This is a genomic window from Pedobacter sp. BMA (genome assembly GCF_001027745.1).
In the GTDB taxonomy this organism is placed as follows: Bacteria; Bacteroidota; Bacteroidia; order Sphingobacteriales; family Sphingobacteriaceae; genus Pedobacter.
This window is the reverse complement of the sequence record NZ_LECU01000009.1, coordinates 20,549-46,003: the sequence shown is the minus strand read 5'-3', so window position 1 is coordinate 46,003 and position 25,455 is coordinate 20,549. Positions and strand designations below refer to the sequence as shown.

Here is a 25,455-nt window from a genome sequence, read left to right as displayed (position 1 = left end):
TAAACCCTTTTAAAAAACCGCACCCATTTTTTATCATAATGCAACCTTCGCAATTGCTATGTCGATGAGCCACTAACTCCATTTTTTATAAGCAAAACACTTTTTTGTCACCAGATGCTAAACTGACATTTGTCATTTGTGAGCTTTTTGACGTTCTTGTTAAAAACTGCGGACATTGGAAGGTATACAATCTGGATTGAGCTGGATTGTTGTCATCAGCTTTATCATTTTTCTAAACCAAAATAATCACTAGATTAGTGTATTAATTATATAATTAATGAAAACACTTCTAATAACGTCTCTTTCAATACTTATTTTTGGAAGTGCTCTGGTGCTTAATGTACAAAATGACCCTTCCAAAAATAAAAAGGAAAAACAATCACTTGCGTCGATTGCTTCAAAGCACAAACAGCTCTACGGTATGTCATGTATCCCAATGTCAGTTGAAATGGTATTGAAGTACAACAATCGTGTTGCCGCTAACTACTATAAACTTCAAAACGACTGGAAAAACAAAGCTGATGGCACTTTCGGAAACTTCGACGGTAAGACCTTATCATGTCTAAAATTTAAGCACCAGTTCAACTTAACCAGAGGAGATGGATTCCCATTTGATCGCTTGTTTAGTAGGATAGATGCTGAATTGGCCGCCGGTAGAAAGGTAATTGTCTCTTTGCCATCGGGAAATAATTTCTGGCACATGTATGTGATTGACAAGAAAACAGTTTCAGGAGAGTACATAGCCTACTCCCGTTACTATAACAGCAAAGATGTAATCATTAAAAATGATGTGAAGAACTCAATTTATGGTTGTAGAGGTACTGATATTTTGACCTATACAATTGTTGATTAAATCTATAACCCTCCCCTTCCACGTCAGTTTAACAATAAAACGCGACTTTTCGCTTGGTTGTTTTGAACAGTGGTTATACATCGAAAAAAAACTTGAAACGCAACTAGGATCTGATGACTATCTTGATTATTTCATTGAGTTTTAAAAAAAGTGGTGCAAAATATGAAACGTAGAATATTTACCAACCTAGCCCTGGCTTTTATAGCCCTTCCGGGTATAAAAATCTTGTTTGATTATATTAAATTGGAGAGATATGGCTCAAAAATGTTTGGTGGCACATTTCTGGAATACGAAAAAGCATACGCACCTTATTTATTTTTTGGGATCGCCCCACTTTTTCTGTTGTTTATTTTACTGCCGTATAACTATTTTATATTAAAAGGACACATTGCTGTATTGAAAAAAATTTTGTTATGTGAGGTGATTGTTATGATCAATATTTGTTTGGTGGGCTCTTTTTTCAATATCTGGAGCTATCCTTACTGGGAAAATATATCATACATCATCAAAACGATTTCTTAAAGTTGCATCATTGCAATAACCATACATTTGGCGGTAGATCAGTATGACAAGTCAATTGCACGGAGCTAAATTTTTAACACAGTTCAAAATCGTGATGCATAAATAAAACCGATGTGGTTACTCAGTGGATTAACTTCATATTTTTACTAATGACGGCTACTTGTTGGCACCAATTAGAACCGAACATAAAAATGACCCTTACATAATACCTACAGAACCAATTATTATAAATATTGTATTCTAGAAGACGAAAAGGATACACTTTCGAAAAAAATTAGTCAAAAATAATTACCTAATGAATGAGTCAATGAAGAAACTTAACCTCATGCTAATAGCTTTGTCATTCATAGCGTGTAAATCTAACGTTCGGGAAGCACAGACTAATGATACCACACAAATAATGTCTGAGGTATTAAATGAAATCGCCACTAAGGAAATACTCAATGTTGTATCTGACACGATATTTATAATCCAACCGCAAAAAGAACATCATAGTTGGCCTACACAAATTTCAGGTTTCAAAATAGAATATATTGCTTCTACCAAAGATGAAGATCACATAGACCTAAGCCCGGTTTCATTCAATGATAAAAAAAATCGCGTAGCTATCGGGAAGTTTGTAATCAAAAAAGATACCGCATTCGTTACAACAGGTCTTCATCAATATCAGAAATTTTCGATCTATGATTACGTTCTGATCAAAGACAGCGACCATTGGAAGATGTTTAAGGCTTTAAAAAGATGATACTGACTTATCAATATTAAAGACGGTCAGGTATAGCATTGAAGACAGTGTATGATAGTTGTGCAGAGTTCACATCCTTTCAGGGCGATTATGAAGTTGGCAATGAAACCTAATAATTAAATAATTATATTTGCTTATAAATCAGCAAATTGAACAAAAACTGCAACTATATACTGAAATGGCAAGAAGTCAATCTGTGCATATTAAAACGGTTAATCAGCATAACGCTGATAATTTAACCAAGGTAATCCGGAATAGCAAAGACGCAAATACTTTTATGGCGGAACTTGAGGCAATTGGCAGAGCTGGTAAAAAATAGTTCTTAAACCATAGTTTTGTATCCATACTCCACTAATGAATTAAAGGAAAATATCGAAGAGTGCTTTCATTCGCCTCGTAATAGTTGATTGATTCTAGTTTTATTGTATTGCTGAAGCAATATTGGATACACGTTATAGATAATGTTGCATAGGAGGATCGACATCGCCATCCCCGGTTTTCCTGTTAGAAATGCGCTACCAGAAATTTAATAATGTTATATATCTTTTCGTTAATTGGCATTATCGTTTTTGGTATCACGTCAATTTAGATTTCTGTACTCATTCGGCGTCATGCCGGTTTTTTGCTTAAAAATCCTGGTAAAATGCTGCTGATATTTAAAGCCGAGACTGCTTGCAATTTCATTGACGGTTTTTGAGCGATCAAAAATATAGGTTTTTGCCTGGTCTATCATTTTGGTTTGGATGTAATCCAGTGCGGTACTGCCGGTTTCCTTCTTGATCAGGTCGCCAAAATAGTTCGATGAGAGGTGCAACTGATCTGCACAATAGGCCACGCTTGGAAGACCTAGCGCTGATGCCTTGCCAGACTGGAAATAATCGATCAAAAGGGTTTCAAAGCGGACCAGGATATCCTTATTTGCATGGCTACGGGTGATAAACTGGCGATCGTAGAAGCGCATACAATAGTTCAGGAAGAGTTCGATGTTGGAAACGATCAGCGTCTTGCTGTGCTTGTCGATGTTCTGCTCTATTTCTGCAGAAATCTTTTTCAGGGAATCCATTATCGTCTCTTTCTCCTTTTTAGAGAGGTGAAGTGCCTCATTAACTTCATATGAAAAGAAGGTATACTCCCCTATGGTTTTCCCGAGATGCGTACCCTTTAGCAGATCAGGATGAAATACCAATCCATATCCTGACGGAATCACTGCTTTGCCATTGCTGTCTATTCCGTAGACCTGTCCTGGTTGAACAAACACCATGGTTCCATCCTCATAATCATAGGTTTGGCAACCATAAGTCATGTTGCCACATTTGATATTCTTGAAAAATATGGCATAGATACCCATGTAATGTCGATAGTGGATAATGGTTGGAATTTCATTGAAATTAACCACACTAACTAAGGGATGCAGTGTATCTACCCCGACATAATCATTATACTGGCGGACAGTGTCCAATCTTTTTACCTCTGCCATATCATTGGTTTATAGATCAAATTTAGCAAAAATGAACCTTCGTAGTTCACGTGTAATGGAGAATCCGTAAAAGTGGTAAACAAAACAGTATTCTGTATAACACCGAAGCCAGCACTGCTGCCGATATTTGCATTACAAATTTTAGAAAGGCAAGCTCACCAGGAGCAGTATTTCAAATCAAATTCGATGATAATGAATGCAGCAGATGAACAAGTAAATATTTTAGAAAGGTTAAGATCAGGTGAACTCATTCGTTTAAACGACCCTGAATATTATCAAATAAATGAAGTGGTGGGAAGAACCATCAAGCTTTCCGGGCAGCTGAATAATGCGACTGACATCAATTCCATACGTGATCTACTTAGCGAGATCATTAGTACCAGAATTGATGAAAGCACGACAATTTTTGCTCCCTTTTATACCAACTTCGGAAAGTTTATCACTATAGGCAAGAACGTCTTCATCAACCATGCATGCTCATTTCTCGATATGGGCGGTATCACCATCGAAGATGATGTTCTGATCGGGCCGAGGGTTAACCTTGTGACCGAAAATCATCCATTGGATCCGGCAGATAGAAGCGCTTTGCTTACAAAGCCAATTGTGATCAAACGAAATGCGTGGATTGGTGCAGGAGCAACCATACTTCCGGGGATTACCGTCGGAGAAAATGCTGTAGTTGCCGCCGGAGCCGTTGTTTCAAAAGACGTAGCAACAAATACCGTTGTCGGAGGTGTACCTGCTAGATATATTAAGAAAATTTAACAATCAAATCTACAAAGATGCGAGATTGCCATAGATGCTACATATATTGTTCGCCTTCAGTTACATGCTAGTAGCAAGGAAATTAGCAGGAAAATACATGGCGCAAGGGGGAATTGAGGCACTTAAAGTCAGTGGTACCTTCGCAGTAAAAATAGAACTGGAAAATAAAATGAAAATAAACATCAAAAATTTAATAATGCTGTTAGTTATGATTACGCTAACCACAGCTTGTTATCAAAATATAAAAAATAAAACTATGGAAACACAAACAGAGAACTCGCTTTTTCCAAAAGGCGACAAATTGGAAAACAGATATTTTTCAGGTGATGCATTCTTAAAGCCTTTACTCGCAAAAGACAGGAACAACAAATTTGCACTGGGGAGTGTAACTTTTGAACCGGGAGCAAGAACCAATTGGCATACGCATCCTAAGGGTCAGGTACTGATTGTGACTGAGGGAGAAGGCTTTTACCAGGAAAAAGGTAAATCTGCTCAATCAATAAAAAAAGGTGATGTGGTTAATATTCCAGAGAATATAACGCACTGGCACGGAGCAACGGCGAATACCCGGATGGTACATATTGCCATAAGCAATTACAAAGGAGAGGAGAATGTTACCTGGCTTAAACCAGTGAGCGACGAAGAATTTGACGCAGTAAATAAATAATTAATTACAAAAACCATGAGTAAAATCAAGTTTTTCAAATGGATGCTTTGTTTCATTTTAATCATAGTTGGAAGGACAATCATGAACGCACAAACAATATCTAAAACTTCGGATCTTAATCCAGGACAGAGAAGTCTGGTAACGATTTCCGCTCTTACTGCAAAGGGAGATTTGGAAAATCTCAACATTCAACTTCATATCGCACTGGATGAGGGCCTTACGGTCAATGAAACGAAAGAAGTCCTCGTTCAGCTGTACGCGTATTGTGGTTTCCCCCGGAGCCTTAACGCAATCAATACTTTTATGGGAGTATTGGAGGAGAGAAAATTGAAAGGAATTATTGATAAACAAGGCCCGGCAACAACTAATAGAAGTGACACAGCTGATAAATACGAACAGGGCAGGAAAGTCCTGGAACAGCTAACAGGAACGCCACAGGCTAAGCCTGCGCCAGGTTTTGGTGAGTTCGCACCCAGGGTTGATGCATTTTTGAAGGAGCATTTGTTCGGCGATATTTTTGAAAGTGATGTGCTTACCTATCAGCAAAGAGAATTAGTCACAATATCAGCATTGGCTGCGATGCCGGGTGTTGAACCACAGCTTCAAGCCCACATCAAAATGGGAATCAATACCGGCATCACGAATGAACAACTCGTAGAGGTTGCAAACATGATCGCAAAATTAGTAAGCAAAACTCAGGCAAACGTTTTATATAAATTAATAAATAAACCTGAACTCCCGGTTATAGCAGCCGACATGATGGTTCGCATTTCCGAAATTGAGGTACTACCTGATTTTCTGGAAGAATACAAATCGATCCTTAAAGAAGAATCAGCTGTATCAGTGAAAATTGAACCAGGGGTTATAGCGCTGTTCGCGATGTATCAAAAAGAAAATCCGGTTCAGGTTAGAATTGTCGAAATCTATGCCAACAAAGAAGCTTACCAGTCACATTTAAAAACTCCACATTTTCAGCAATATAAAACCACCACTATGAAAATGGTAAAATCTTTAAAGCTGGTTGATATGACAGATGTTGATACGCAAACAATGCCAGGCATCTTCAAAAAAATAAACTAGGCTACAATGAAGAGCAAAATGAGCCCTCCTCAAGACGGTCAAGTCCGGTTATATTCACTGCGTAAAGCCATATGGTACCGGGATGTTGTTAGCTAGCTTATTAAGCATAACAAATGTATAGAAATAAATAGCATGGCTATATGATGTAAAATGTAATTGTTTAAGATTTATGCATAAGTTAGTGGTATTATAATACAACAAATCCATGAGAAGACTCCTTGCCACCCTAATAGCGATTTTTATTACCAGCCTTGCTTTCGGTCAGAACGGGAATTATAAGGCTGCGGGTGACGATTTTCAGCGGAACTACAATGCGAATAAATACGATGAGATTTTCAATCATTTCTCACAAGAAATGAAAAAAGCATTGCCTCTTGAGAAAACAAAAGAGTTTCTAATCAACGTGAAAAACCAGGCAGGTAATATAGATAGTATGGAGTTCGTCAGCTTTCAACAGGAAACTTATGCACTGTATAAAACTAAATTTGAAAAATCTGTTATGGCGGTAAACATTTCGCTTAATGATCAAAACCAAATTAACGGTTTTTTTATAAAACCTTACAAAAACCTCCAGGTACGTGAAAATAAGACTATAAATTCATTGGGCAGTTATCCGAAGGAAATTGGCGATATCGTTCTTGCAAAATCCAAAGATTTACCTAATAAGGCGCAACTTTCTATTGCCATCATCCAGAATGGAATAACCAGTTACTATGGAATCATCAAAATAAATGACACTATAAAGCCTGCCGTAAATCAGAGTAATTTGTTTGAAATTGGCTCAATAACAAAGGTTTTTACTTCAACAGTGTTAGCCTCACTTGTTGAAAGTAAGAAGTTTAAATTAACGGATGAAATTAATTCATATTATCCATTTCCTTTCAAAGACAGTATCAAATTGACTTTTGAAAGCTTAGCTAATCATACATCTGGATTACCCCGATTGCCTGAGAATTTGGATTCATCAAATGATCAAAATCCATATAAGACTTATGATAAAAATAAAATTGAAGCGTATCTTAAAAGTGTAGTGAAACTTGAAAATAAACCATCCACGAGCTATTCATATTCAAACGTCGGCGCCGGGCTGCTGGGCTATACGCTAGGCTTATCTCAGAAAACAAGCTTCCAGAACCTGTTACAAAAGAAAGTTTTCGATAAATATAAAATGACAAATTCATTTACAAGTTCGAAAAATTTGGGGAATAGATTGGTGAAGGGACTTAGTAAGAATGGTGAGATCGTATCGAATTGGGATTTTGACGTATTGTTTGCTGCCGGCGGGATATTATCTACAACAGAAGATTTAGCAAAGTTTGCAAAGGCACAATTCAATCCTGACAATAAAGAACTTGAAATGACGAGAACAACAACCTTTGTAATTAAAGGCGATACCAAAATTGGTTTAGGTTGGCACAAAGTGGAATCTACAAATGGCGACGAATTATGTTGGCACAACGGCGGAACAGGCGGATATTCATCTTCGTTTGTAATGAATGTTAAAGAAAAAAGGGCAGTCGTTATCTTATCAAATGTGTTTGATGTTAATGATAGTATTGATGCTTTATCTTTTGATTTGATCAAGCTGAAGACTAGCAAATAAGGCGGTAGATATCATTTACAATTTACTTTTGTGCTTATCGCATACATCAATTTTTACAGTTGCTATCACTGGTGCAATTAGGGAAATATCTTGTATATGTCGTTTCTTTTTACAAAACGGGCTAACTCAACAGTGTTTTCATTCTTATAGAATCCCAATCGATAATCCCCTACCCTCCAGCGATAAGCTGTAGAAAAACCTCTCATTATTTTAATATTTGCAAGTTCTTCTAAGCTTTCAGCATTTTCAATCTCTAAAATGAATTCTTTGATTTTAGATTTCAATTTTTTATCGTTGAGTTTCTGGATATCATTTAAAAAACTTCGTAAAAAAATAATGTCCATTAGTCCAAAGCCTTAATTAATTCCTCACGGCTTACTACATCACTTCTATCTGCTTGTTGCATAAGTAATAATAAACCCAAATCCTCTTTATCTTCTTCAGACAATGTCTTCAACCGCTCTTTTTCTTTATATTCTACATAAAAAGAAACAGCCTTTTCCATAACTGATTTAACGCTCACCTCTTCAAAAACAGACAATATTTTTAATTTAGTTAAAAGACTTTCATCAATATCAATGTTCTTTTTCATTCCGTAATATCTTATAAAGTAAATATATACAAAACATTTTATATACACAAAGTATACAATATATTATTGCATCTCAATTCTAAGATATTCAGTACCATGGAAACATTCAGCTTCACTCATTAAATTGATTGTAACATTGTTTACGGTGTCGTATCTATCCCGGCATAAAAAAGAAGGCAAAGTACCCGTATTGATGAGAACAATGTTTGAGGATCAGAAAAAATACCGGAGGTATAAACATTTTTCAATTGGATATAATCAAAATATTTTCTAAGTTTAAAACGTAAGCGTTAAGCTTCTCATCCCGATTACACCTTTTAGACATCCCATATGTGCGTAACACCATAGCTATCCTAGGGCTTTTGAGCTAACAGGGGGCTATGGTTTTTGTATGCTAAAGGATGAATATGATAATAGAACAAAGTTATACCGAATATAATGCCAAGCTCATCGGCTTTCGATCCAGCTATAATCAAATAAGTACCATTCCACGAACGGTAACGAACCTTTTTAATCATTTGTACTTGTTGCGCAATTGTTTAACGCAGCTGCATACAGCATTGGAAATAGCACCTGATTTATCTGCAGATGATAAAAACATCGTTCGCACCATTTGCTCCTGGCACCTGTATGTGTTGTTTCCCTCCCGGCGGATTTATAGACCTTTGGAAATGGAAGGAATTGATACCATTATCGATTTATTAAACAGCAACATGGAAACCTTGCGCAACATCCAGGGTTTAGACGAATCGGCGATCGAAAAGATTAACATCACACTCTGTCAGCACAACCTGTATTTCGGTATGCTTGATAATCACGACCACATTTTCGAGCAAGAACCATTGGAGATGGACTGCAGTATGGTTTCGACCGGAGGATGATAAATCGTAAACGTGCCTGTTTTTTTATCAAAAACACTTTGCTGATTTTTACCGCTCATAAGTCTCATAGCACAATTCTGCTATTTTTTTTAGTGTAACCATAATAGTTCATGAACAACTTGTACAAATGTTTTTGCTTATCATTGCGCCGTAGATGAAATTACCTGAGGTCAGGTAAATGATTCTATACATCAATTTTTTATGAAACATATACTCAGATCAGCCTTATTGGGCGGACTAATATTAATATCTGTTACTTCTTTCGCCCAAAAAAGTTTTACGCCTGAATGGAGCAAGGGGATTGTATGGTACCAGATTTTTCCGGAACGTTTTAACAATGGCGATCCTTCCAATGATCCAAAAGCAGAAGATCAGGACGGGGCTTACCCGTTTAATACCACCTCACCTTTTCAGATCCATCCATGGACGAGCGACTGGTATGAATTGCAGCCTTACGAGCAGCAAAACGGCAAGGACATTTACTACAACCTGCAACGTCGCCGGTATGGTGGTGATTTAAAGGGCGTTATCGATAAACTGGATTACATTAAATCTTTAGGGGTTGATGCCATTTACATGACGCCTATTTTCTGGTCTCCCTCCTCTCACAAATATGACGCCCTTTGTTACCACCACGTTGATCCCACCTTTGGCCCCGACCCTAATGGAGATATCGCTTTGATGGAAACGGAAAATCCGCTGGACGTAAAAACCTGGGTATGGACGAAGGCCGATCTTTTAGCCTTAAGGCTGATTAAAGAGGTTCATGCCCGCAATATGCGCATCATTTTTGACGGTGTATTTAACCACATGGGTGTGAAAAGTTTTGCCTTCCGCGATGTGGAGAAAAACCAGCAGGCTTCTCCATACTCAAATTGGTTTATGGTGAAGAGCTGGAACGACGCCTCCAAGGGTACCACTTTTGATTATAACGGATGGTTTGGCGTAAAGACATTGCCAGAATTTAAGGAAGATGAGCATGGTATTGTGGATGGCCCGAAACAATATATTTTTAACGCCACTAAACGCTGGATGAACCCTATGGATAAGGGCACAAAAGATGGGATTGATGGTTGGCGCCTGGATGTGGCATATGATGTGGGTCATCCATTTTGGAAAGACTGGAGAAAATGGGTGCGCAGCATTAACCCAACCGCTTACATGACTGCAGAGTTGGTTTATCCTATAGATCAGACAAAACCTTACCTGCAGGGTGATGAGTTTGATGCGACGATGAATTACAATTTTGCGTTCATTATGCACGATTTTTTCATCCAGGACAAAACCGGGTCTTCGGTAACAGCATTCGACGCCCGTTTGAAAGAACTGCGTGAGGCCTTTGGAAATGATGTGGCGCTAAACATGCAGAACCTGATGAACAGTCACGACGCCACCCGCCTGGCAAGTGCTGTTGCTAATCCTGACGGGTTGAAATTTGGCGATTGGGGGAATTATTTTAACTGGAGCCAGAAGAGCAATAACAAGACTTATAATGCCCGTAAGCCTACGGCCAGTCAGATACAGAAACAAAAACTGATTGCTGCTTTTCAGATGCTCTATTTAGGCTCGCCGATGATTTTTTATGGAGATGAGGCAGGTATTTGGGGTGGCAATGACCCTGACTGCCGCAAGCCGATGATTTGGGAGGGCAAAAAATACGATCCCGAAACCCACAACCCGGACCAGACCAAACATGAGGCCGATAACGTAGCCTTTAATAGGGATCTTTTTGAATGGTACCAGAAGTTTATGGGATTGCGCAAAAAATATAAATCGCTGCAACTCGGAGACTTTACCACAATTGAAAAGAATGATGCCCAAAGATTCTATGTTTTCAGCCGGAAATACAATAACGAGGAAGTACTGGTGCTTGTAAACCGTTCTGATCAGCCTATACAGTATAAAGGTGCAAAATTACAAGGTAGCCAGTATAAAGAGGTCTTTTCAAATAAAACGGTTAAGTCGGTAACGATTGCGCCTATGAATCTGGTGGTACTCGCGAAATAAATTTCTCATTGCTTGATGGTTAGCCTTAAATACGTTAACTTGAGGTATTAATGGGCGATAAATTTAAGTGATGTTCAAAATTATAGGTATAAACTTATTGGTATTTGCGGTATATGCTTTATTTATTGTCCGTACGAGTGCCGTTGCGGATAGAGGGTTTAGCATAGCCATTGGTATGGGTTTGTGTATTTTTTTACATGTGGTGCTAAACCTGATTTCCGGAGTTGTTTTTCTGGTTTTGGGCAGGAAAGAATTTATGAAATCATTTTTTATAAGTGCAGGGGTGCTGGCACCGGTTGGCTTCGTTGCCTGGTTGATTTTACTGAGTATCTATGGTTAATCGTGAATCAACGCCATAGCTTATCCCCTGCTTGGAGAAAAAATCACGTAGTATGTTATATTTCTGTTCGCAGTCATCCCAAGGTTTAACCCGCTTTAATGGAATGCTTTTCAATTTCGATGCGTAAGGGATCAACCTTTTTCTTTGATGATAAAACCAATGATTGTTCATTCAAATAGTCATCATATCGAATATCTAAAGTATCACTTACAGATTTCAACACGGGCAATACTGGTGCTTTCTGGCAGTATAAATTTCCAGAAATAAAAATCAATAATGCGATAAAAACTAATCTAATCATGATAAAGCGCTATGAGAAGGCAACATAAAGAATGTTAATATGTATTGAAATAAACAATGCGTAAAATTAAGCAGTCTGATCTGCCTCCAGTCCAAATTATTCCATATGGAAAGGGTTGGACTTTTTTTCTCTAAACTATTTTGATATCTTTTTAGATCAGTACGATGCATCAAATTCTAGCATATTAGCCGAAGGTTAAGGGTAAAATATTTTAATTTATGTTATTGACATGCAGGCGCTTCGATATAATCTGATTCAGTAAATGTGTAGGTAAACTTAAATTTTCGTTCTGTTAACCTTTCGCTGGAATAACTGTTAATGTTTAAAGGGTTACGGTTTCCCAGCATGTTGCGTATCACCACACATTTACTATTTTCAAACCTCATAATGATTGGTTCTGCTGGTAGTTTATATGCATTTTCTTTTAAAAATGGAGCATAGAAAGAAGGTTCTGTAATGGATTTATCAGATATATCTGATACGATAAATGCAGGGCTGATTGAGTTCGGTGCAAGGTTATATTTTTCAAAACCGGAACTAAAACTAATGTGATGTGCCGTATTATTTACAAAATAGAATTCGCCTTCCATAGCTTTATCCGTTGTTTTGCTGCAGCCAGATACGCTAACCATCAAAACACTAACTAGAGCAATAGCTAAATAATGCATTAAGATGTTGTTTAGTAGCATTTTCATAGTCATACTTAAAAATTTGCTTGCGCCAAAATTATGATGTAGAGGTATTGTCGCATTATAATACTTGCTAACAATCCTTTAGGGTACGTAAATCAACTTGATGTCTACTACATAATTATTGTCTTTTTCCCTTACTTCCGCGTTAAGTACTAAGTCACTTAAACCCTCATCTTTAGAAAAGAGGTCAATGAGCACGTTCCAATAATCACCATAATAAATGTAAACAGAAGTGTCCCAGGTTTCTTCTGGCAAATCAATGAGTTCCTCTCCATACTCCTCGATGTATTCTTGCATTTGTTCCGCAGTTTCGTCAGAAATAGGATTTACATTATCTACTCCTAAACTTAATTTGTAGTCCTTATCCACAAATGCCCGAACTATATTTTTAAAAATTGGTCTCCAAACTTGCGGTATCGGAAGTTCCTCCTCCTCGTTTTTTTCTACCGGAATCTCAATCATTTTTCATTTTTTATTATTCCTTAAATATAAGCAACAATAATTAGCAAATAGAGCGTTCAGCTAAATTCAAAGCCCTAATGCCGGGTAGGGTCAAGTTATTTAGAGGAAAGTTTTTGATTAGTCTAATCTGACTCCAATCCAAATTGTTCCTTTGGGAGGGGGTTTAGACTTTTACTAACTATTTATTATCATGTTTCTATATGATACTATTCTATACCATACAAAATCTGTAATTTGATATTGCTAATCTGTATCAACTGACTTTGAGCGCTAAATTTATAAACAAAAGACCTTCCAACAATTATATCAGCCCCATTTATATTCCAAATCTGTGAAGTAAAATCTCCGGATGCAAAATCTTCAGACGGAACATTGCCAGGATGCCCCCATATTTGCGAAAACATTTTAATTTCTTTTCTTGGAATACCCAGGATGATATAAATCGCGTACTTATCACTTTCTTTCTCATCGTAGAAAGCAAAAAGCAGATCAATTGCTTTTCCGAATATTGTATACTTTATTTCCTTATCTTTTAACCCTTTATTGAATTTAATTGCGCCCATAGGATGAAAAACTCTCTCTACTTCATCTAAGGCTTTCACATCCAAAGTGATCCTTCACGAAGCGAATTGTTTTCTTATGATGTGTGACAATTGGCGAAAGTTCCATTTTCCCGTTTTTTTTTAGCTAAGTAAAAGTATGCTCATGCAATTTAGAAAATTAATTAAGGTAGTCTACATGAGGGCATTTGGCCACTACTGGATTAGACTTCATCCGCTTCTACTGAAGAGGATTCTGATGTAAAGCGTTTTTCCAAGGAACAATCCTCAAAGATGATGGCAATTTACTTTACATTATCTTTAATGTTGGTTATTAGATACTCAATAATTTGATGGATGTTCTCTCCTCTTTTAATGTCACTATCAGTCCATCCCGGATCATAATCGTAAATAAAATTTCTCACCTTACCCCACAGCTTGATTTCAAAATAAGCTTGAGAGCCGGAATCATTGTAATGCTCCACATTTTTCTTTTTATTAAATTCCTTCAACTGAGTACTACCGCGAATAGTAAAGAAGTTGTTTTTACTTAAAACATCATAAAGATCACAGTAGTTACCCTTTAAACAAATCTGCGTCCTCTTTAAATTTATACTCTCGTTGTGATCCTTCCCAACCACTGTGAAGCCCGGCACTGACCCGATAAGCACATATGTCTCTAATTTAGTTGCAATTAAACTATCTTTTGTGCCTCGCAATATATAGGCATTTGTTGTTTTGGAATAGTTCCCTTTAGGACAGTAATATCGCAACTCGATAGGGTATTTGCTATTCTTAATATTTGCAATTATATCGTATCTAAAAGTGTTATATGAATTAAATTGCAACATTGAGTCGGGATAAAACTTAGTTTTGGAAAGGTTTTCAAAAGAACAATCTTTCAAATTCTGTGAGTAGGCATTGATAGAGTAAATAACGCTAACCATCAGCAATAAAACATTTTTAGAAATTAAGTTCATATTTTTTAATTAAGCTATAGAAAATGGTGCAATAATCAACATGCATTTCAACCACAGCGGATAGTGAAATTTTTCCGACGCAAATAAGATAAAAATAATTAAACCTATTCCAACCAATACGGTATATATTGTAGCCAGTAACCGCAGTAGCCGAGTTTTATAATCGAGATTTGAAAGTGTCATATTTGATTAAAAGTAATAATTTTATCATTTAAAGTTATTAAATCAGGAATCAAATAAACTAAGCAACTTTATCTGGCATCGACACGCAGTCATATTGACTCGGAGTCTGGTGTATTATTATTCTGGTTAATTGGAAGTGCATAAGTAATACACCTTAGACATTTTTCCCAAACATCTTCCATACTTTTGTCTGCGAAAGGTTCACTAAAATAGTTTATTTTTTGGAACAAAAATTAAGATTATAGTTTAGTCGTTTTTTCGTGACGACGTTGGTAAATATCCATATTCGATTAAATCATCGATTCCTCCGATTTGTCTTGTATTACCATCATCTATTAGAACAAATCGTGAGGAAATATCCAGAACATTCATATAATCGTGATCAGTTATTATAAATCCTTTATTCTTTGAATGCTTTTTAATCAGACTTTTGATGATCTCAACGTTTAAAGGCGCTACACCGTTAAAAGGTTCGTCAAGAAGAAAATACGTTGCTTTCGAATGAATCAAAATCAATATTTCTAAAATTCTTTTTTCGCCACCTGATAATTGTTTAATTTTTTTATTTAGAAATGGTTTAACTAGCGGATCTTTTTTCAACATTTCTATATTTTCTTTAGCACAAAAACAGCTAATAATTTGCGAAATACTCACGTGGTTTGGAAGAAAGTTGTCTTGTGGGAGATATTTTATCATTTCTCGATGCTCATACAAGGAATCCACTTTCACGTTATCAATAGCGACATATTTACCCTCCGCTTTAATAGAGCCGAATATTATTTTCAGCAAGGTTGATTTTCCCGATCCATTTCGACCAAATAGACCGACAATTTCTCCCGGTTTACATGATAGAAATATGTCATTTAAAATTTGCCGGTTGTTAAAGTGCTTGCGAATGCTATCGGAAGTTAATTCACTCATAATGAAATTAGTAGTACGCCTATGATAATACTAATCAAGGTAGTATTTAACCATAAATAAAATTTACTTAAACCTAAATTGTAATAAAAATAGTATTCGCCCGGGTTTCGAAGTTCATAAACTAAATAATGAAAAGTCGGGGTCAGAAATAAAAATGCAATCCCTGCACCAACGTTCAAATTGACATACGAAATAAAAATTAGAGGCAGCACCGTAGAAATTATCCCTGAGAGAAAAACGAACTTTATGTTAAAAAGCCACAAACTATAAACTATCCGCATCTAAGCTTTATTTAATGAGTTAACCCGTAATACCATGCAATGCGCTACAATTCAACTTCACGATTAGGGTGAAAAGTAAAAAGGTCAGTTTTGAAAGTCTTTAACGTATATGGGTAATAATAGTAAGTCTTTCTAACTTTAAGAACAGAAGGTAAAAGCCCTTGTTCTAATACAGGTAAACTGCTCCGGACCTTTTTTGCAGCATTTACTTGATTAATTAAACCAGACTTTGTGCCTGAATCTTTTGCTAAAGCAATCCTTTGATTTAGTGAATTAATATTATTGTTTAATAAAGAGTCTGATTTTAATCTGGTGGCTTTTACATCCAATTGTGAATCAGTATTTATCTTTCTGATCATAAAGTCCGTCTTGCTAATCCATAGTTTGATAGCTTCATGTTCAGATCTTTTACCCTCAATCACATAACACTCTTCTCCGTTTACATTTTCACTTCCAGAAACAACAGCTTTCACATTTTTAAAAATATTCTTTTCTTTCCATTCTTCAGGAAACAAGACTGCGGGTACTATGTATGATGTGGAAGAAGAAACACCTGCCGCTGCAGAAAGTGCCGCGGATAATGAAACTGGAGATTCCACTTTATTTCTAATGCCCCACCATGATTTAACCACATTACCGGTTTTATTAATGATGTAAAGCGAATTGGATTTATTCGGGATGTAGTACTCAAAATTGAAACCTTCAGTTTTGGAATAAGCAGTCTTGAATTTAATTGATGATTTGCTTGGTACTTCCCTGTTATAAAATTCGGTTATCACTTTTCCGGAATCAAGATAATTTTTCAGGCTGGCATATTTTTTTTCTGACTGTTCAAAAATCTGTTGCACCGAAAGCGCTACATTGACGTTATTTTGAGCAAATACTACTTGTGAGAAAAAAGTTAAGAGAAATACAATAAGTATGTTTTTCATATATATGAGAATAATTTAGTGTCTCAATATACATACTTATTTTTAGGTTAAGGATATATGAGGCTGTATTTATATTAGCACTACCTATTGTTGTTGATCATTGTTATGAAGCCGGTTTAGTTAAAGCTTTATTACAATCTTATACCCTAGTTGTATATTATTTAACGGAATAACGTTTCGTCAACCTGCGTTCCCTGCCTCTCCTTATCTTATTAAAATAACATGTATTAAGAATGAAAAGATGAATCGCTTAACTAACCTTGCTGGCGGTGTTGCCAGTCGGTTTTGCTGATTTCGTAAACGTAATTAAGCTTTGGCGTTTCGCCAAAGTAGGTTACCTCCTGTTCGCCTACCTTCACTGCGCCCAGCCGGGCTATGGCAATCTGTGATCGTATATTGGCTGAGCCGATGTGAAACTGAACATGATTAACGAATTGAAAGGCGTAATCCAGCATCATTCCCTTGATTACCCGATTGACACCTGTGCCCCAATAGGCGGTGGCATAGAATGTATACCCTATGAAGATTTGGCTTTTAGCTTCATCCAGGTCATAGAAACGGGTACTACCAATGGTAGTACCGGTAGACTTATCAACAATGCGAAACGCTCCACGGCTTTGCAAAGCTCCTTCAAAAAAGGTCTGAAATACCTCCCGCTGCCATCGGTCCTGATTAGGATGCTGTGCCCAGATCTCCGGATCAGCCGCTACATCATATATCACACTAAAGTCGTTCTCCTTTAACGGGGATAATTTGAACTGATCGTTCTCTAAAATAGGTTGCAGGTCCATAGTTGTGCTTTTAATACTTTTTGATCATAATATAGGAAGACTATTTGAAATAAATCTGGTTTCGTAGTTCTTGATCAGCTATTACCTGATCCTGAACTCTCCTTGAATTTGAAAAAACTAAAGTTGAACTCTGCGATGATGGTAGCAATGAAAATAAGTGATCCTCCGGATAAAATTCGCCAGGTGAGCACTTCTCCAAGAATATAAAATGCAACGATGGCACCGAAGATTGGTTCAAAAAGATAAATGATGGCTACCCGTTCGGCACTAATATAACGCTGGGAGATGTTGGAGATGGTATACATATAAGCGGTGGAAAAAAGCGCGCAGAAAATAACCCCCTGCCAGTAAAGATGACTTTGCGGATGCCATTCCGCCTTTGCATCTAATACGGCAATTAGCAAGGTTATTGCCGTACAGGTGGCAAACATCGGAACGATCGTGTAAATCAGGTTGGCCCGTTTCGAATTCTTTTCCACCTGCAGCAGGTAAAATGCAAAGCCTAGTGCGCCTGCAAGTGTGTACAGATCTCCGATCCCGATAGTAAAATCATCCTTAACAGATATGATGAACAGGCCACTCACTGCTACCAATGCTGCAATCCATATTTTTAGGCGAACGGCTACACGATAAAAAACTACTTTGAGAACAGGGATAATAATTACGCAGCTTCCTGCCACAAAAGTACATTGGGAAGCTGATGAATGTTTGATGCCTAATGTTTGCAAATAAATGCCGAAAGATAGTGAAATGGCCAAAGCCACACCTGTTTTAACGGAATGCCAATCCGTTTTTTTAACATATCGCGCAAAGATTAGCGACAGCACAATCGTTGCGGCAAGAAACCGGTAAAACAAAAAAGTTGATGGAGAATATTCTCCAATAGCCAATTTGCTTACCGAAAACGATATGCCCCAAAAGGCGGTACCCAATATGAGTAAAAGTAATAAGACATTCTTTTTTGCCATTACAGGATCTTTTTCATCATGATATCGGTCTGTTCGTCATTACCCAGTTTAAAAACATGTTTGCCGAACGCAACAAATCCATTCTTCTCGTAAAAGCGGATGGCCCTGAGGTTGTTTTCCCATACGCCCAACCAAATGAAAGGTGCTTTTAATTCTTCGGCTACCTGCAGGGCTTTATGATAAAGAATTTGGCCAACTTTCTGCCCATGATAGGCAGCAAGGACATATATACGCTCAATCTCAAGGGCACCCTGCTCCAGTATTTCAGTTTGTGCATTCCCGGTATTCAGTTTCAGGTAACCAATCACTTGCCGATTTAATGTGGCAAAGTAAAACTGAGAGGCAATATTACTGACTTCTTCAGTCAGTTTAGCAATGGAAAAACCTTCTTCCAGATACTTCGCCATGTTATCGGCACTGTTAGTATCGGAAAAGGTTTCTTCAAAGGTTTGCCTGCCGGTTTGTGCCAAAGCTTCGATATCATTCAGGGTTACTTTCTTAATTTCTACGTGATCCATTTTATGTTGTATTAAATAATGGTAATGTTCTGCTAATGCGATACAGCCTTTAATCCGATAATAGAGCCAATGAGTGTGACAAGGAAGAGCAGCCTTAAAAATGTTGCGGGTTCTTTAAATACAAGTATGCCAACCATGACGGTACCCACCGCACCTATGCCCGTCCACACCGCGTACGCCGTTCCAATAGGTAAGGTTTGTGTAGCTTTGATCAGGAGTGCCATACTTAAAGTGAGCATCACCAGAAACCCGGCATACCAGCCATACATTTCATTTCCGGCGGTATCCTTAGCCTTACCAAGACAGAAGGCGAATGCAACTTCGCAAAGGCCACCAATGATTAAAAATATCCAGTTCATTTTTTATGATTTATAGCGGTAACGTAAACATCACCTGATTTTTCTTATAGCACCAGTACTTTGGTAGAAGTAACAAAACTACATGTTATGGTAATGCCTAAAAATGCTATTTTCGCATGAACTAATGTTTATATTACATTAATGAATATTCAACAGATCAAATATTTTCTAATCCTGGCGCAGGAACTCCACTTCTGGAAAACAGCAGAAAGGACACATATCACCCAATCTGCCCTTAGTCGCCAGATTCAGGCATTGGAAAGGGAACTAGGCGTTCAGCTATTCGAGCGTGACAAGAGAAATGTTAAACTTACCTCAGCAGGGCAGTTTTTGAAAGAAAAGTGGGAAGTACAAATAAACGAGCTGGAGTTTTTCCATGAGCACGCCCGCCAGATACAGTTAGGTGAAAGCGGTACCATCATTATAGCGCACCCCGATTCAATATCTGCCTCCCTTATGCCCGACATGCTGAGTAGCATTGCTTCCGCCTATCCTAAACTTAATATCGAGCTGGTACAGGTAAGGTACGAAGATCAGCAGGAATTTTTAAGGAACTATAAAGTAGACCTGGTTATTACGAGGGATATCAATAAAACCGATGATATCAGTTCTGAGCAGATTGCTACCGATTATTTGTCTATCGTGGTGCCCGATAGCCATCCTTTTCAAAGCGTTGAGGATCTTACCAAAGAAACTCTTGACAGCCAGAAATTTATTCTGCCCATAAAAGACGAGGGAAGCAGCTACAGCGACCTTATCCAGCAGTTGTTCCGTGCTTATAACGTTGTCCCTAATGCTTATTTACATTCAGAATTCGGTTCGGCAATTATTTCATTGGTAAAAAAGGGTTTAGGTATAGCGGTGTTACCCACCTCTTACATGTGGCATGAAACGCCCGGCATTAGATTTATTGCTTTGCCGTATCAAACCGATTTGTTCCTGAACTGGAGAGTCAATGATCATCATCCGGTATTGAATAACGTGCTAAAGCTTATCTTGAAACGATAAGATTTATAGCGGCGTTACCTGTTTTTTATTGAGACAAGAAATACCCTTTGCTGATCTATACTGAACTGACTCATTATCATGTATTAAAAACCTAATATACACATTTGAATTTCAGAAAAAAGTGAGCACTTTAGTTCCTATCTATAAACATGATAAGACAGCCCGAAATATAAGAGGAAGATATCCGGTTTGTACTCATCAACTTTGAGGCACTTATGATTGAGAATAAGATAAAATTATTTAAAATTCCTTCCCCCGTGAAAGGCATCTTTTGTTGCTTCTTCCCTTACCTGCGATCTTTTGTTTTGCGCGGGATAAGGTGCCGTTTTCTCATCGCCTCTGGCCAATGTTAATACCGGCAAATTATCCACCTCCCGCTGCACGAGTTTACCCAGCATTTTGGTAAAATCAAAACATTTGCTTACAATAACATGCACCACCTGGCCCTCGCGCTGCAACCGTCCCTCTACCATCAGCAAGCGGGAATGCAGAATTTCTTTACGGTAAGTTTCAAATAATTTTTCAAACACCACCAGATTAGAATAGCCCGTTTCATCTTCAATGGTGATAAAACAAACCCCTCCGGCTGTTCCCGGGCGCTGACGTACGAGAACCAGCCCGGCAACTTTAACCAATTGCCCATCGGTAGATTCATGGTTGATATGTTGACAGGTACGGATATTAAGCATATCCAGTTGCGAACGTACGAAGCTCACCGGATGTGCTTTGAGGGATAGTCCAACAGTTGCATAATCCTGTACCACGTGCTCGCCTTTGCCCATCAATGGTAATTCCACCTGTGTTTCCAGTACACTCTCGGAAGCCTGACCTTTGAAAAGCTCAACCGGCATATCCTGTAAGGCGGAGACTTCCCATAATGCTTTCCGGCGATCCATCCCCAGTGAGCGAAAGGCATCTGCATCGGCTAGCCGCTCCAGGCTGGCAATTGAAATTCCTGCATCACGCAGGGCGGTAATGCTTTTGTAACCCTCGCCCCGCGCATTCACAAGCGTTTCCATTTCTTCTGCCCTCACCCCACTGATTTGCCGGAATCCTAAACGGATGGCAAAATATTTACCCGATTTTTCTTCAAGCCTGTTATCCCAGGTGGAATGGTTGATATCTACTTCGCGGACCTGGACCGTATGTTTCTGAGCATCGATTACGATTTGGGCGGGCTGATAAAAGCCCATAGGCATACTGTTCAATAATGCAGTAGCAAATACATCAGGATAATAATGTTTCAACCAGCAGGATACATATACCAGAAGGGCAAAACTAGCGGCGTGACTTTCAGGAAATCCGTAGCTTCCGAAACCTTCTAATTGCCGGAATATCCGTTTGGCAAATTCTTCAGAATAGCCTTTATTTATCATCCCATCGATCAGCTTCTGCTCATATTGGTTCACCATTCCCTTTAGTTTAAAAGTAGCCATGCTCCTGCGCAGTCCATCGGCTTCTGCAGGGGTAAATCCAGCAGCTACAATGGCGATTTTCATGGCTTGTTCCTGGAATAGTGGAACGCCTAAAGTTCTGTGAAGTATAGCCTCCAGTTCTTCCGAAGGATAAACCGGGTCTTCTTCATTATTCCGCCTGCGCAGATAAGGGTGTACCATATCGCCCTGTATCGGGCCTGGCCTGACAATGGCCACCTCAATCACCAGATCATAAAATTCTCTGGGTTTTAATCTGGGCAGCATCGACATCTGGGCGCGGCTCTCGATCTGGAATACCCCTAAAGTATCTGCTACACAGATCATATCATAAACATCAGGATCATCTTCGGGAATATTGGCCAGCGTATATTGTGCGCCGTAATGATCCCGGCACAAATCAAATGCTTTACGGATACAGGTGAGCATGCCCAGCGCCAGGACATCTACCTTTAAAAAACCCAGCGCATCAATATCATCTTTATTCCATTCGATATTGGTCCGGTCGGCCATCCGGGCATTCAGGATCGGGCAGAGATCAGTCAGCTTGCCCTGCGTTACCACAAACCCACCAGTATGCTGCCCGAGCTGGCGGGGGAAACCCATCATTTGAGAGGTGAGTTCCAGGGTCTTCTTCAGGTGGGGATCATTCGGGTTGAGACCTTGTTCCGTTACACGTTTACCCTCGAACCATTCATCGGTAAATTCCCAGATGGAACTGGACAAACGGTTAATGGTATCTACGGAAAGTCCCATGGCTTTACCCACATCCCGGATAGCCCCTTTTTGATGTTGCTGGGTTACGGTAGCCACAATGGCTGCCCGGTCGCGGCCGTATTTATCGTAGATATACTGTATGATCTCTTCTCTCCGCTCATGTTCAAAATCGACATCAATATCAGGTGGTTCATTTCTGGCCGGTGAAATGAAACGTTCGAACAGCAAATCGAACTTCATGGGGTTGACCGAAGTGATGCCCAGTACAAAGCAGATGGCTGAATTGGCGGCCGATCCCCTCCCCTGGCACAGGATTCCCCGCGACCTAGCCTCACGCACGATATCTTCTACAAAAAGAAAATAGTTGGCATAATCCATCTGCCTGACATATTCCATTTCACGGTTAATCATATTAACCACCTTCTCCGGAATCTCCTCCCCATAGTATCCGTGTGCACCTTTCCAGGTCAGGTATTCAAGTTCTTCCATGGGGCTTCGCCCGCTTTGGTTAATCTCTTCGGGATACACGTATCTAAGCTCATCAAGTGAAAAATTACAGGCTTCGGCAATTACCATGGTATTATGGATGGCGCTGGGGTATCTTCTGAACAGACGTTCCATCTCTGCTACCTCTTTCATGTACCGTTCGGCATTTTGATGCAAACGGAAGCCAGCTTCCTGAATGGTACATTTTTCACGTACACAGGTCAGCACATCCTGCAATTCCCTGCGTGAGGGATCATGATAATGGATATCACCGGTGGCTACAACCGGGATGTTATAAAATTCTGAAAGCTGTGAAGTCCTAAAGATGAGTTTATCATCATTACCCATATAAGAGCGGGTTGCGCTCAGGTATAACTGGTTTCCAAATGCCTGCTTGTATTCGGCCACGGCGTTGATGAAATCCGGTTCATATTGAAAGCGGCGGTTGAGCACTCCCGGCATCACTACAATAAAAATGATGCCTTTGCTGTGCGCATACACATCATCCCGTGAGATATGGCAGGAACCTTTTTCGGCCCGCATATTCCCCAGGGTTAATAGTGCCGAGAGCCGACCATAAGCTTCTTTATCTGTGGGGTAAGCCAGCAAAGCTGGCCCATCTAACAGATCCAGTCTGCAGGCAGGAATCAGCTTAACATTGGTTTCCCTGCAGGCCGCATGGGCACGCACGATTCCGGCAAGGGTATTCCGGTCGGTAATGGCGATCTTATGATAACCAAACGATTCGGCCTGTTGCACCAGTTCATGGGCATGGGATGCCCCGCGCAGAAAGCTAAAATTTGAAGTAATCTGTAATTCGCTATATGTCATAACCCATTTCTTTAAGCAAAAAATCCATGAATAAACCATTGATACTTTTCATCACCGCCGTAGTGCCCGGAACGGAATAGCCAGTAACGGCTACCCTGCTCATCTTCTACCTGATAATAATCCCGGTGCTCCCCCTGATCTAACCACCACTCCCGCTCAATCCGCTCAGGGCCATCGGCTTTGGTGATCAGATGGCGAACACCATTGTAGATAAAAAACTTGGGCGGGTGATCGGGAATCAACGCCATCACTTCGATGGGTGCAGGATTCTTCAGTAACTCCGTAGGCCGCGGCTTATCCACGCGCCAGCTGGATACGGATTTTTCGGTGATGGATGCCGCGCGGAAAACTGACCGCTCGGGCCAGAACCTGGTCGCCGGTAAATATCTTTGTATGGCCTGCGGACCAACCTTTCCTGCTACACGGTCCAAAAGGCGGATCACACTCTGATCATCCAGTCCGGGTGTGGAAGTCCACATCTCTTCCTGAGCGATTTGCACATCATCTACTTTGGGCGCATCGAGCACGAAAAGCTCAATCCCCAATCCCGGCCGGATCTGATCGATCTTCAACTCAAAAAGCTTGAAAAGATGGCTGATGCTATGGGTGGCAGCGCTGGTACCGATGGAAACCTGCACGATTTTACCATCAATCCGGTAACCAGTCAGTATTCCGGTACGCAGCCCCTGGCCTTCTGCCTGCATGCGTTTACACAGGCTTTCCAGCATTTTGGTAACGGCAATTTCTATTCCCACTTTAGTTTTAATGGGCTCCAGGCAGGCCAGCCTTTCACTGAAAGGAACAGGTACTTGTAGTGGCACAAGTACTTCAGTTTCGGTACCGATGGCCTGGGCAAGCCGCAACAGGAAATCTTCGCCAAAGCGCCTGCGTAAAATAGAGCGGGGCATGCCGATAAAACTTTTAATCTGATAAAAGCCCAGTTTACGCAGTTTCGTCAGGGTTGAGGCCTCCAGTCGCAGGGCGTCAGGCTCAAGCGCAAGCAATGCATCAACATGTGCTCCGGTGGGAATTAATGGGGTAAGCTTGCCATAATGCGATACTGCCCAGGCAGCACCAGGCGTATCGGCAATGGCTAAGCGGACGGTATATCCTTTGCTTTTTAACCGGGAAACAATTTCTTTCAGGTATTCCCGCTCGCCGCCCCAAAGGTGTGCGCAGCCCGAAATATCCAGCAACAGTCCATCCATTCCAAACTCATCAATGGCCACAACAGGCGAATAACGAACGCACCATTCACCCAGGCCTTTAAGTAGTTTTTTTGCCCGGCCAGGTTTATCATCAAGAATTTCCAGTCCCGGACAAATGGCCTTTGCATCGGCTGCGCGCATACCCACTTCAACCCCGAAGCTAAAGGCTAACGGACTTACTGCGGTGATCATCATTCGCCCATGATCGGGCGCAGAAAAAACAAAAGGTACTTCAGCAAGTTCCGGACGGCGGATAAGCTGCCACTCAGCCAGCAGCTGGCGGAACCATATGGAAACAAAACGCTTTTGCATG

General features: G+C 39.5%; 29 protein-coding genes. 12 read left to right on the top strand and 17 right to left on the bottom strand.

Annotated elements, in window-relative coordinates; genetic code table 11:
• Positions 1 to 277: 277 nt before the first annotated feature.
• From AB669_RS19310 to AB669_RS19295, 4 genes are all read left to right on the top strand, one after another.
• On the top strand, positions 278 to 853 hold the full coding sequence (locus tag AB669_RS19310) for a hypothetical protein (RefSeq protein ID WP_047800999.1): 576 nt from the start codon (positions 278 to 280) through the stop codon (positions 851 to 853).
• Between the two features lie 162 nt (positions 854 to 1,015).
• Positions 1,016 to 1,375 (top strand): hypothetical protein, encoded by a 360-nt coding sequence (locus AB669_RS19305; protein ID WP_047800998.1) that lies wholly within the window; start codon positions 1,016 to 1,018, stop codon positions 1,373 to 1,375.
• Positions 1,376 to 1,682: 307 nt separating this feature from the next.
• Entirely contained in the window at positions 1,683 to 2,120 is a 438-nt protein-coding gene (locus tag AB669_RS19300; RefSeq protein ID WP_156166799.1) for a hypothetical protein, read from the top strand.
• A gap of 178 nt (positions 2,121 to 2,298) precedes the next feature.
• Positions 2,299 to 2,439 carry a hypothetical protein gene (locus AB669_RS19295; protein ID WP_156166798.1) on the top strand — a complete coding sequence of 47 codons (141 nt, stop codon included), beginning with the start codon at positions 2,299 to 2,301 and terminating at the stop codon, positions 2,437 to 2,439.
• A 66-nt stretch (positions 2,440 to 2,505) separates the two neighbouring features.
• Here the strand turns inward: AB669_RS19295 and AB669_RS22600 are convergent, their stop codons facing one another.
• Positions 2,506 to 2,646 carry a hypothetical protein gene (locus AB669_RS22600; RefSeq protein ID WP_369799789.1) on the bottom strand — a complete coding sequence of 47 codons (141 nt, stop codon included), beginning with the start codon at positions 2,644 to 2,646 and terminating at the stop codon, positions 2,506 to 2,508.
• Between the two features lie 54 nt (positions 2,647 to 2,700).
• Entirely contained in the window at positions 2,701 to 3,597 is an 897-nt protein-coding gene (locus AB669_RS19290) for an AraC family transcriptional regulator (protein ID WP_047800995.1), read from the bottom strand.
• 192 nt (positions 3,598 to 3,789) lie between these two features.
• On the opposite strand from AB669_RS19290, the gene AB669_RS19285 reads away from it, so the two are divergent.
• The 4 genes from AB669_RS19285 (at position 3,790) to AB669_RS19270 (ending at position 7,712) form a co-directional block, all read left to right on the top strand.
• Complete coding sequence (locus tag AB669_RS19285) at positions 3,790 to 4,362, top strand: DapH/DapD/GlmU-related protein (protein WP_047801107.1); 573 nt, start codon at positions 3,790 to 3,792, stop codon at positions 4,360 to 4,362.
• Positions 4,363 to 4,618: 256 nt separating this feature from the next.
• A complete protein-coding gene (locus tag AB669_RS19280) occupies positions 4,619 to 5,029 on the top strand; it encodes a cupin domain-containing protein (RefSeq protein ID WP_047801106.1) in 411 nt (136 codons plus the stop codon).
• A 15-nt stretch (positions 5,030 to 5,044) separates the two neighbouring features.
• Positions 5,045 to 6,109 carry a carboxymuconolactone decarboxylase family protein gene (locus AB669_RS21660; protein WP_053058486.1) on the top strand — a complete coding sequence of 355 codons (1,065 nt, stop codon included), beginning with the start codon at positions 5,045 to 5,047 and terminating at the stop codon, positions 6,107 to 6,109.
• A 205-nt stretch (positions 6,110 to 6,314) separates the two neighbouring features.
• Positions 6,315 to 7,712 carry a serine hydrolase gene (locus tag AB669_RS19270; protein WP_053058485.1) on the top strand — a complete coding sequence of 466 codons (1,398 nt, stop codon included), beginning with the start codon at positions 6,315 to 6,317 and terminating at the stop codon, positions 7,710 to 7,712.
• Between the two features lie 77 nt (positions 7,713 to 7,789).
• Here the strand turns inward: AB669_RS19270 and AB669_RS19265 are convergent, their stop codons facing one another.
• Complete coding sequence (locus AB669_RS19265) at positions 7,790 to 8,056, bottom strand: type II toxin-antitoxin system RelE/ParE family toxin (protein ID WP_047800994.1); 267 nt, start codon at positions 8,054 to 8,056, stop codon at positions 7,790 to 7,792.
• Positions 8,056 to 8,304 carry a hypothetical protein gene (locus AB669_RS19260; RefSeq protein ID WP_047800993.1) on the bottom strand — a complete coding sequence of 83 codons (249 nt, stop codon included), beginning with the start codon at positions 8,302 to 8,304 and terminating at the stop codon, positions 8,056 to 8,058. The genes AB669_RS19265 and AB669_RS19260 overlap by 1 nt, the downstream gene beginning before the upstream one ends.
• A gap of 407 nt (positions 8,305 to 8,711) precedes the next feature.
• On the opposite strand from AB669_RS19260, the gene AB669_RS19255 reads away from it, so the two are divergent.
• The 3 genes from AB669_RS19255 to AB669_RS19245 all read left to right on the top strand — a co-directional run bounded on the left by AB669_RS19255 (position 8,712) and on the right by AB669_RS19245 (position 11,532).
• Positions 8,712 to 9,185 carry a hypothetical protein gene (locus AB669_RS19255; RefSeq protein WP_156166797.1) on the top strand — a complete coding sequence of 158 codons (474 nt, stop codon included), beginning with the start codon at positions 8,712 to 8,714 and terminating at the stop codon, positions 9,183 to 9,185.
• Positions 9,186 to 9,386: 201 nt separating this feature from the next.
• Entirely contained in the window at positions 9,387 to 11,192 is a 1,806-nt protein-coding gene (locus AB669_RS19250) for a glycoside hydrolase family 13 protein (protein WP_047800991.1), read from the top strand.
• Between the two features lie 70 nt (positions 11,193 to 11,262).
• Positions 11,263 to 11,532, top strand: coding sequence for a hypothetical protein (locus AB669_RS19245; RefSeq protein WP_047800990.1), 270 nt, complete (start codon positions 11,263 to 11,265; stop codon positions 11,530 to 11,532).
• Positions 11,533 to 11,617: 85 nt separating this feature from the next.
• On the opposite strand, the gene AB669_RS19240 is transcribed toward AB669_RS19245, so the two are convergent.
• The 11 genes from AB669_RS19240 to AB669_RS19190 all read right to left on the bottom strand — a co-directional run bounded on the left by AB669_RS19240 (position 11,618) and on the right by AB669_RS19190 (position 19,459).
• On the bottom strand, positions 11,618 to 11,833 hold the full coding sequence (locus AB669_RS19240) for a hypothetical protein (RefSeq protein ID WP_047800989.1): 216 nt from the start codon (positions 11,831 to 11,833) through the stop codon (positions 11,618 to 11,620).
• 221 nt (positions 11,834 to 12,054) lie between these two features.
• On the bottom strand, positions 12,055 to 12,528 hold the full coding sequence (locus tag AB669_RS19235) for a hypothetical protein (protein WP_156166796.1): 474 nt from the start codon (positions 12,526 to 12,528) through the stop codon (positions 12,055 to 12,057).
• Between the two features lie 78 nt (positions 12,529 to 12,606).
• A complete protein-coding gene (locus AB669_RS19230) occupies positions 12,607 to 12,894 on the bottom strand; it encodes a hypothetical protein (protein ID WP_197082443.1) in 288 nt (95 codons plus the stop codon).
• A gap of 299 nt (positions 12,895 to 13,193) precedes the next feature.
• Complete coding sequence (locus AB669_RS19225) at positions 13,194 to 13,589, bottom strand: hypothetical protein (RefSeq protein ID WP_156166795.1); 396 nt, start codon at positions 13,587 to 13,589, stop codon at positions 13,194 to 13,196.
• Between the two features lie 242 nt (positions 13,590 to 13,831).
• Entirely contained in the window at positions 13,832 to 14,506 is a 675-nt protein-coding gene (locus tag AB669_RS19220) for a hypothetical protein (RefSeq protein ID WP_047800985.1), read from the bottom strand.
• Between the two features lie 429 nt (positions 14,507 to 14,935).
• Entirely contained in the window at positions 14,936 to 15,610 is a 675-nt protein-coding gene (locus AB669_RS19215; RefSeq protein WP_053058484.1) for an ATP-binding cassette domain-containing protein, read from the bottom strand.
• Positions 15,611 to 15,935: 325 nt separating this feature from the next.
• Positions 15,936 to 16,823 carry a hypothetical protein gene (locus tag AB669_RS19210; RefSeq protein ID WP_047800983.1) on the bottom strand — a complete coding sequence of 296 codons (888 nt, stop codon included), beginning with the start codon at positions 16,821 to 16,823 and terminating at the stop codon, positions 15,936 to 15,938.
• 254 nt (positions 16,824 to 17,077) lie between these two features.
• Complete coding sequence (locus tag AB669_RS19205; RefSeq protein ID WP_047800982.1) at positions 17,078 to 17,614, bottom strand: GNAT family N-acetyltransferase; 537 nt, start codon at positions 17,612 to 17,614, stop codon at positions 17,078 to 17,080.
• Positions 17,615 to 17,688: 74 nt separating this feature from the next.
• Positions 17,689 to 18,582: a DMT family transporter gene (locus AB669_RS19200; RefSeq protein WP_047800981.1), complete on the bottom strand. Its 894-nt coding sequence runs from the start codon at positions 18,580 to 18,582 to the stop codon at positions 17,689 to 17,691.
• Positions 18,582 to 19,100 carry a GNAT family N-acetyltransferase gene (locus AB669_RS19195; protein WP_047800980.1) on the bottom strand — a complete coding sequence of 173 codons (519 nt, stop codon included), beginning with the start codon at positions 19,098 to 19,100 and terminating at the stop codon, positions 18,582 to 18,584. The genes AB669_RS19200 and AB669_RS19195 overlap by 1 nt, the downstream gene beginning before the upstream one ends.
• Positions 19,101 to 19,132: 32 nt before the next feature.
• Positions 19,133 to 19,459 carry a multidrug efflux SMR transporter gene (locus tag AB669_RS19190; RefSeq protein ID WP_047800979.1) on the bottom strand — a complete coding sequence of 109 codons (327 nt, stop codon included), beginning with the start codon at positions 19,457 to 19,459 and terminating at the stop codon, positions 19,133 to 19,135.
• Positions 19,460 to 19,600: 141 nt separating this feature from the next.
• Here AB669_RS19190 and AB669_RS19185 point away from each other — a divergent pair, with 141 nt between their 5' ends.
• Complete coding sequence (locus AB669_RS19185; RefSeq protein ID WP_047800978.1) at positions 19,601 to 20,467, top strand: LysR family transcriptional regulator; 867 nt, start codon at positions 19,601 to 19,603, stop codon at positions 20,465 to 20,467.
• A 236-nt stretch (positions 20,468 to 20,703) separates the two neighbouring features.
• Here AB669_RS19185 and AB669_RS19180 read toward each other — a convergent pair whose 3' ends face one another.
• Both AB669_RS19180 and AB669_RS19175 read right to left on the bottom strand, forming a co-directional pair.
• Positions 20,704 to 23,934 (bottom strand): error-prone DNA polymerase, encoded by a 3,231-nt coding sequence (locus AB669_RS19180; RefSeq protein ID WP_047800977.1) that lies wholly within the window; start codon positions 23,932 to 23,934, stop codon positions 20,704 to 20,706.
• A gap of 11 nt (positions 23,935 to 23,945) precedes the next feature.
• Positions 23,946 to 25,454, bottom strand: coding sequence for a DNA polymerase Y family protein (locus AB669_RS19175; RefSeq protein ID WP_047800976.1), 1,509 nt, complete (start codon positions 25,452 to 25,454; stop codon positions 23,946 to 23,948).
• Position 25,455 lies beyond the last annotated feature (1 nt).

What these genes read in the sequence shown, in the direction of transcription:
- AB669_RS19310 (WP_047800999.1), top strand. Translation starts at nt 278, where the DNA reads ATGAAAACACTTCTAATAACGTCTCTTTCAATACTTATTTTTGGAAGT.
- AB669_RS19305 (WP_047800998.1), top strand. Translation starts at nt 1,016, where the DNA reads ATGAAACGTAGAATATTTACCAACCTAGCCCTGGCTTTTATAGCCCTT.
- AB669_RS19300 (WP_156166799.1), top strand. Translation starts at nt 1,683, where the DNA reads ATGAAGAAACTTAACCTCATGCTAATAGCTTTGTCATTCATAGCGTGT.
- AB669_RS19295 (WP_156166798.1), top strand. Translation starts at nt 2,299, where the DNA reads ATGGCAAGAAGTCAATCTGTGCATATTAAAACGGTTAATCAGCATAAC.
- AB669_RS19290 (WP_047800995.1), bottom strand. Translation starts at nt 3,597, where the DNA reads ATGGCAGAGGTAAAAAGATTGGACACTGTCCGCCAGTATAATGATTAT.
- AB669_RS19285 (WP_047801107.1), top strand. Translation starts at nt 3,790, where the DNA reads ATGAATGCAGCAGATGAACAAGTAAATATTTTAGAAAGGTTAAGATCA.
- AB669_RS19280 (WP_047801106.1), top strand. Translation starts at nt 4,619, where the DNA reads ATGGAAACACAAACAGAGAACTCGCTTTTTCCAAAAGGCGACAAATTG.
- AB669_RS21660 (WP_053058486.1), top strand. Translation starts at nt 5,045, where the DNA reads ATGAGTAAAATCAAGTTTTTCAAATGGATGCTTTGTTTCATTTTAATC.
- AB669_RS19270 (WP_053058485.1), top strand. Translation starts at nt 6,315, where the DNA reads ATGAGAAGACTCCTTGCCACCCTAATAGCGATTTTTATTACCAGCCTT.
- AB669_RS19265 (WP_047800994.1), bottom strand. Translation starts at nt 8,056, where the DNA reads ATGGACATTATTTTTTTACGAAGTTTTTTAAATGATATCCAGAAACTC.
- AB669_RS19260 (WP_047800993.1), bottom strand. Translation starts at nt 8,304, where the DNA reads ATGAAAAAGAACATTGATATTGATGAAAGTCTTTTAACTAAATTAAAA.
- AB669_RS19255 (WP_156166797.1), top strand. Translation starts at nt 8,712, where the DNA reads ATGATAATAGAACAAAGTTATACCGAATATAATGCCAAGCTCATCGGC.
- AB669_RS19250 (WP_047800991.1), top strand. Translation starts at nt 9,387, where the DNA reads ATGAAACATATACTCAGATCAGCCTTATTGGGCGGACTAATATTAATA.
- AB669_RS19245 (WP_047800990.1), top strand. Translation starts at nt 11,263, where the DNA reads ATGTTCAAAATTATAGGTATAAACTTATTGGTATTTGCGGTATATGCT.
- AB669_RS19240 (WP_047800989.1), bottom strand. Translation starts at nt 11,833, where the DNA reads ATGATTAGATTAGTTTTTATCGCATTATTGATTTTTATTTCTGGAAAT.
- AB669_RS19235 (WP_156166796.1), bottom strand. Translation starts at nt 12,528, where the DNA reads ATGAAAATGCTACTAAACAACATCTTAATGCATTATTTAGCTATTGCT.
- AB669_RS19220 (WP_047800985.1), bottom strand. Translation starts at nt 14,506, where the DNA reads ATGAACTTAATTTCTAAAAATGTTTTATTGCTGATGGTTAGCGTTATT.
- AB669_RS19215 (WP_053058484.1), bottom strand. Translation starts at nt 15,610, where the DNA reads ATGAGTGAATTAACTTCCGATAGCATTCGCAAGCACTTTAACAACCGG.
- AB669_RS19210 (WP_047800983.1), bottom strand. Translation starts at nt 16,823, where the DNA reads ATGAAAAACATACTTATTGTATTTCTCTTAACTTTTTTCTCACAAGTA.
- AB669_RS19205 (WP_047800982.1), bottom strand. Translation starts at nt 17,614, where the DNA reads ATGGACCTGCAACCTATTTTAGAGAACGATCAGTTCAAATTATCCCCG.
- AB669_RS19200 (WP_047800981.1), bottom strand. Translation starts at nt 18,582, where the DNA reads ATGGCAAAAAAGAATGTCTTATTACTTTTACTCATATTGGGTACCGCC.
- AB669_RS19195 (WP_047800980.1), bottom strand. Translation starts at nt 19,100, where the DNA reads ATGGATCACGTAGAAATTAAGAAAGTAACCCTGAATGATATCGAAGCT.
- AB669_RS19190 (WP_047800979.1), bottom strand. Translation starts at nt 19,459, where the DNA reads ATGAACTGGATATTTTTAATCATTGGTGGCCTTTGCGAAGTTGCATTC.
- AB669_RS19185 (WP_047800978.1), top strand. Translation starts at nt 19,601, where the DNA reads ATGAATATTCAACAGATCAAATATTTTCTAATCCTGGCGCAGGAACTC.
- AB669_RS19180 (WP_047800977.1), bottom strand. Translation starts at nt 23,934, where the DNA reads ATGACATATAGCGAATTACAGATTACTTCAAATTTTAGCTTTCTGCGC.
- AB669_RS19175 (WP_047800976.1), bottom strand. Translation starts at nt 25,454, where the DNA reads ATGCAAAAGCGTTTTGTTTCCATATGGTTCCGCCAGCTGCTGGCTGAG.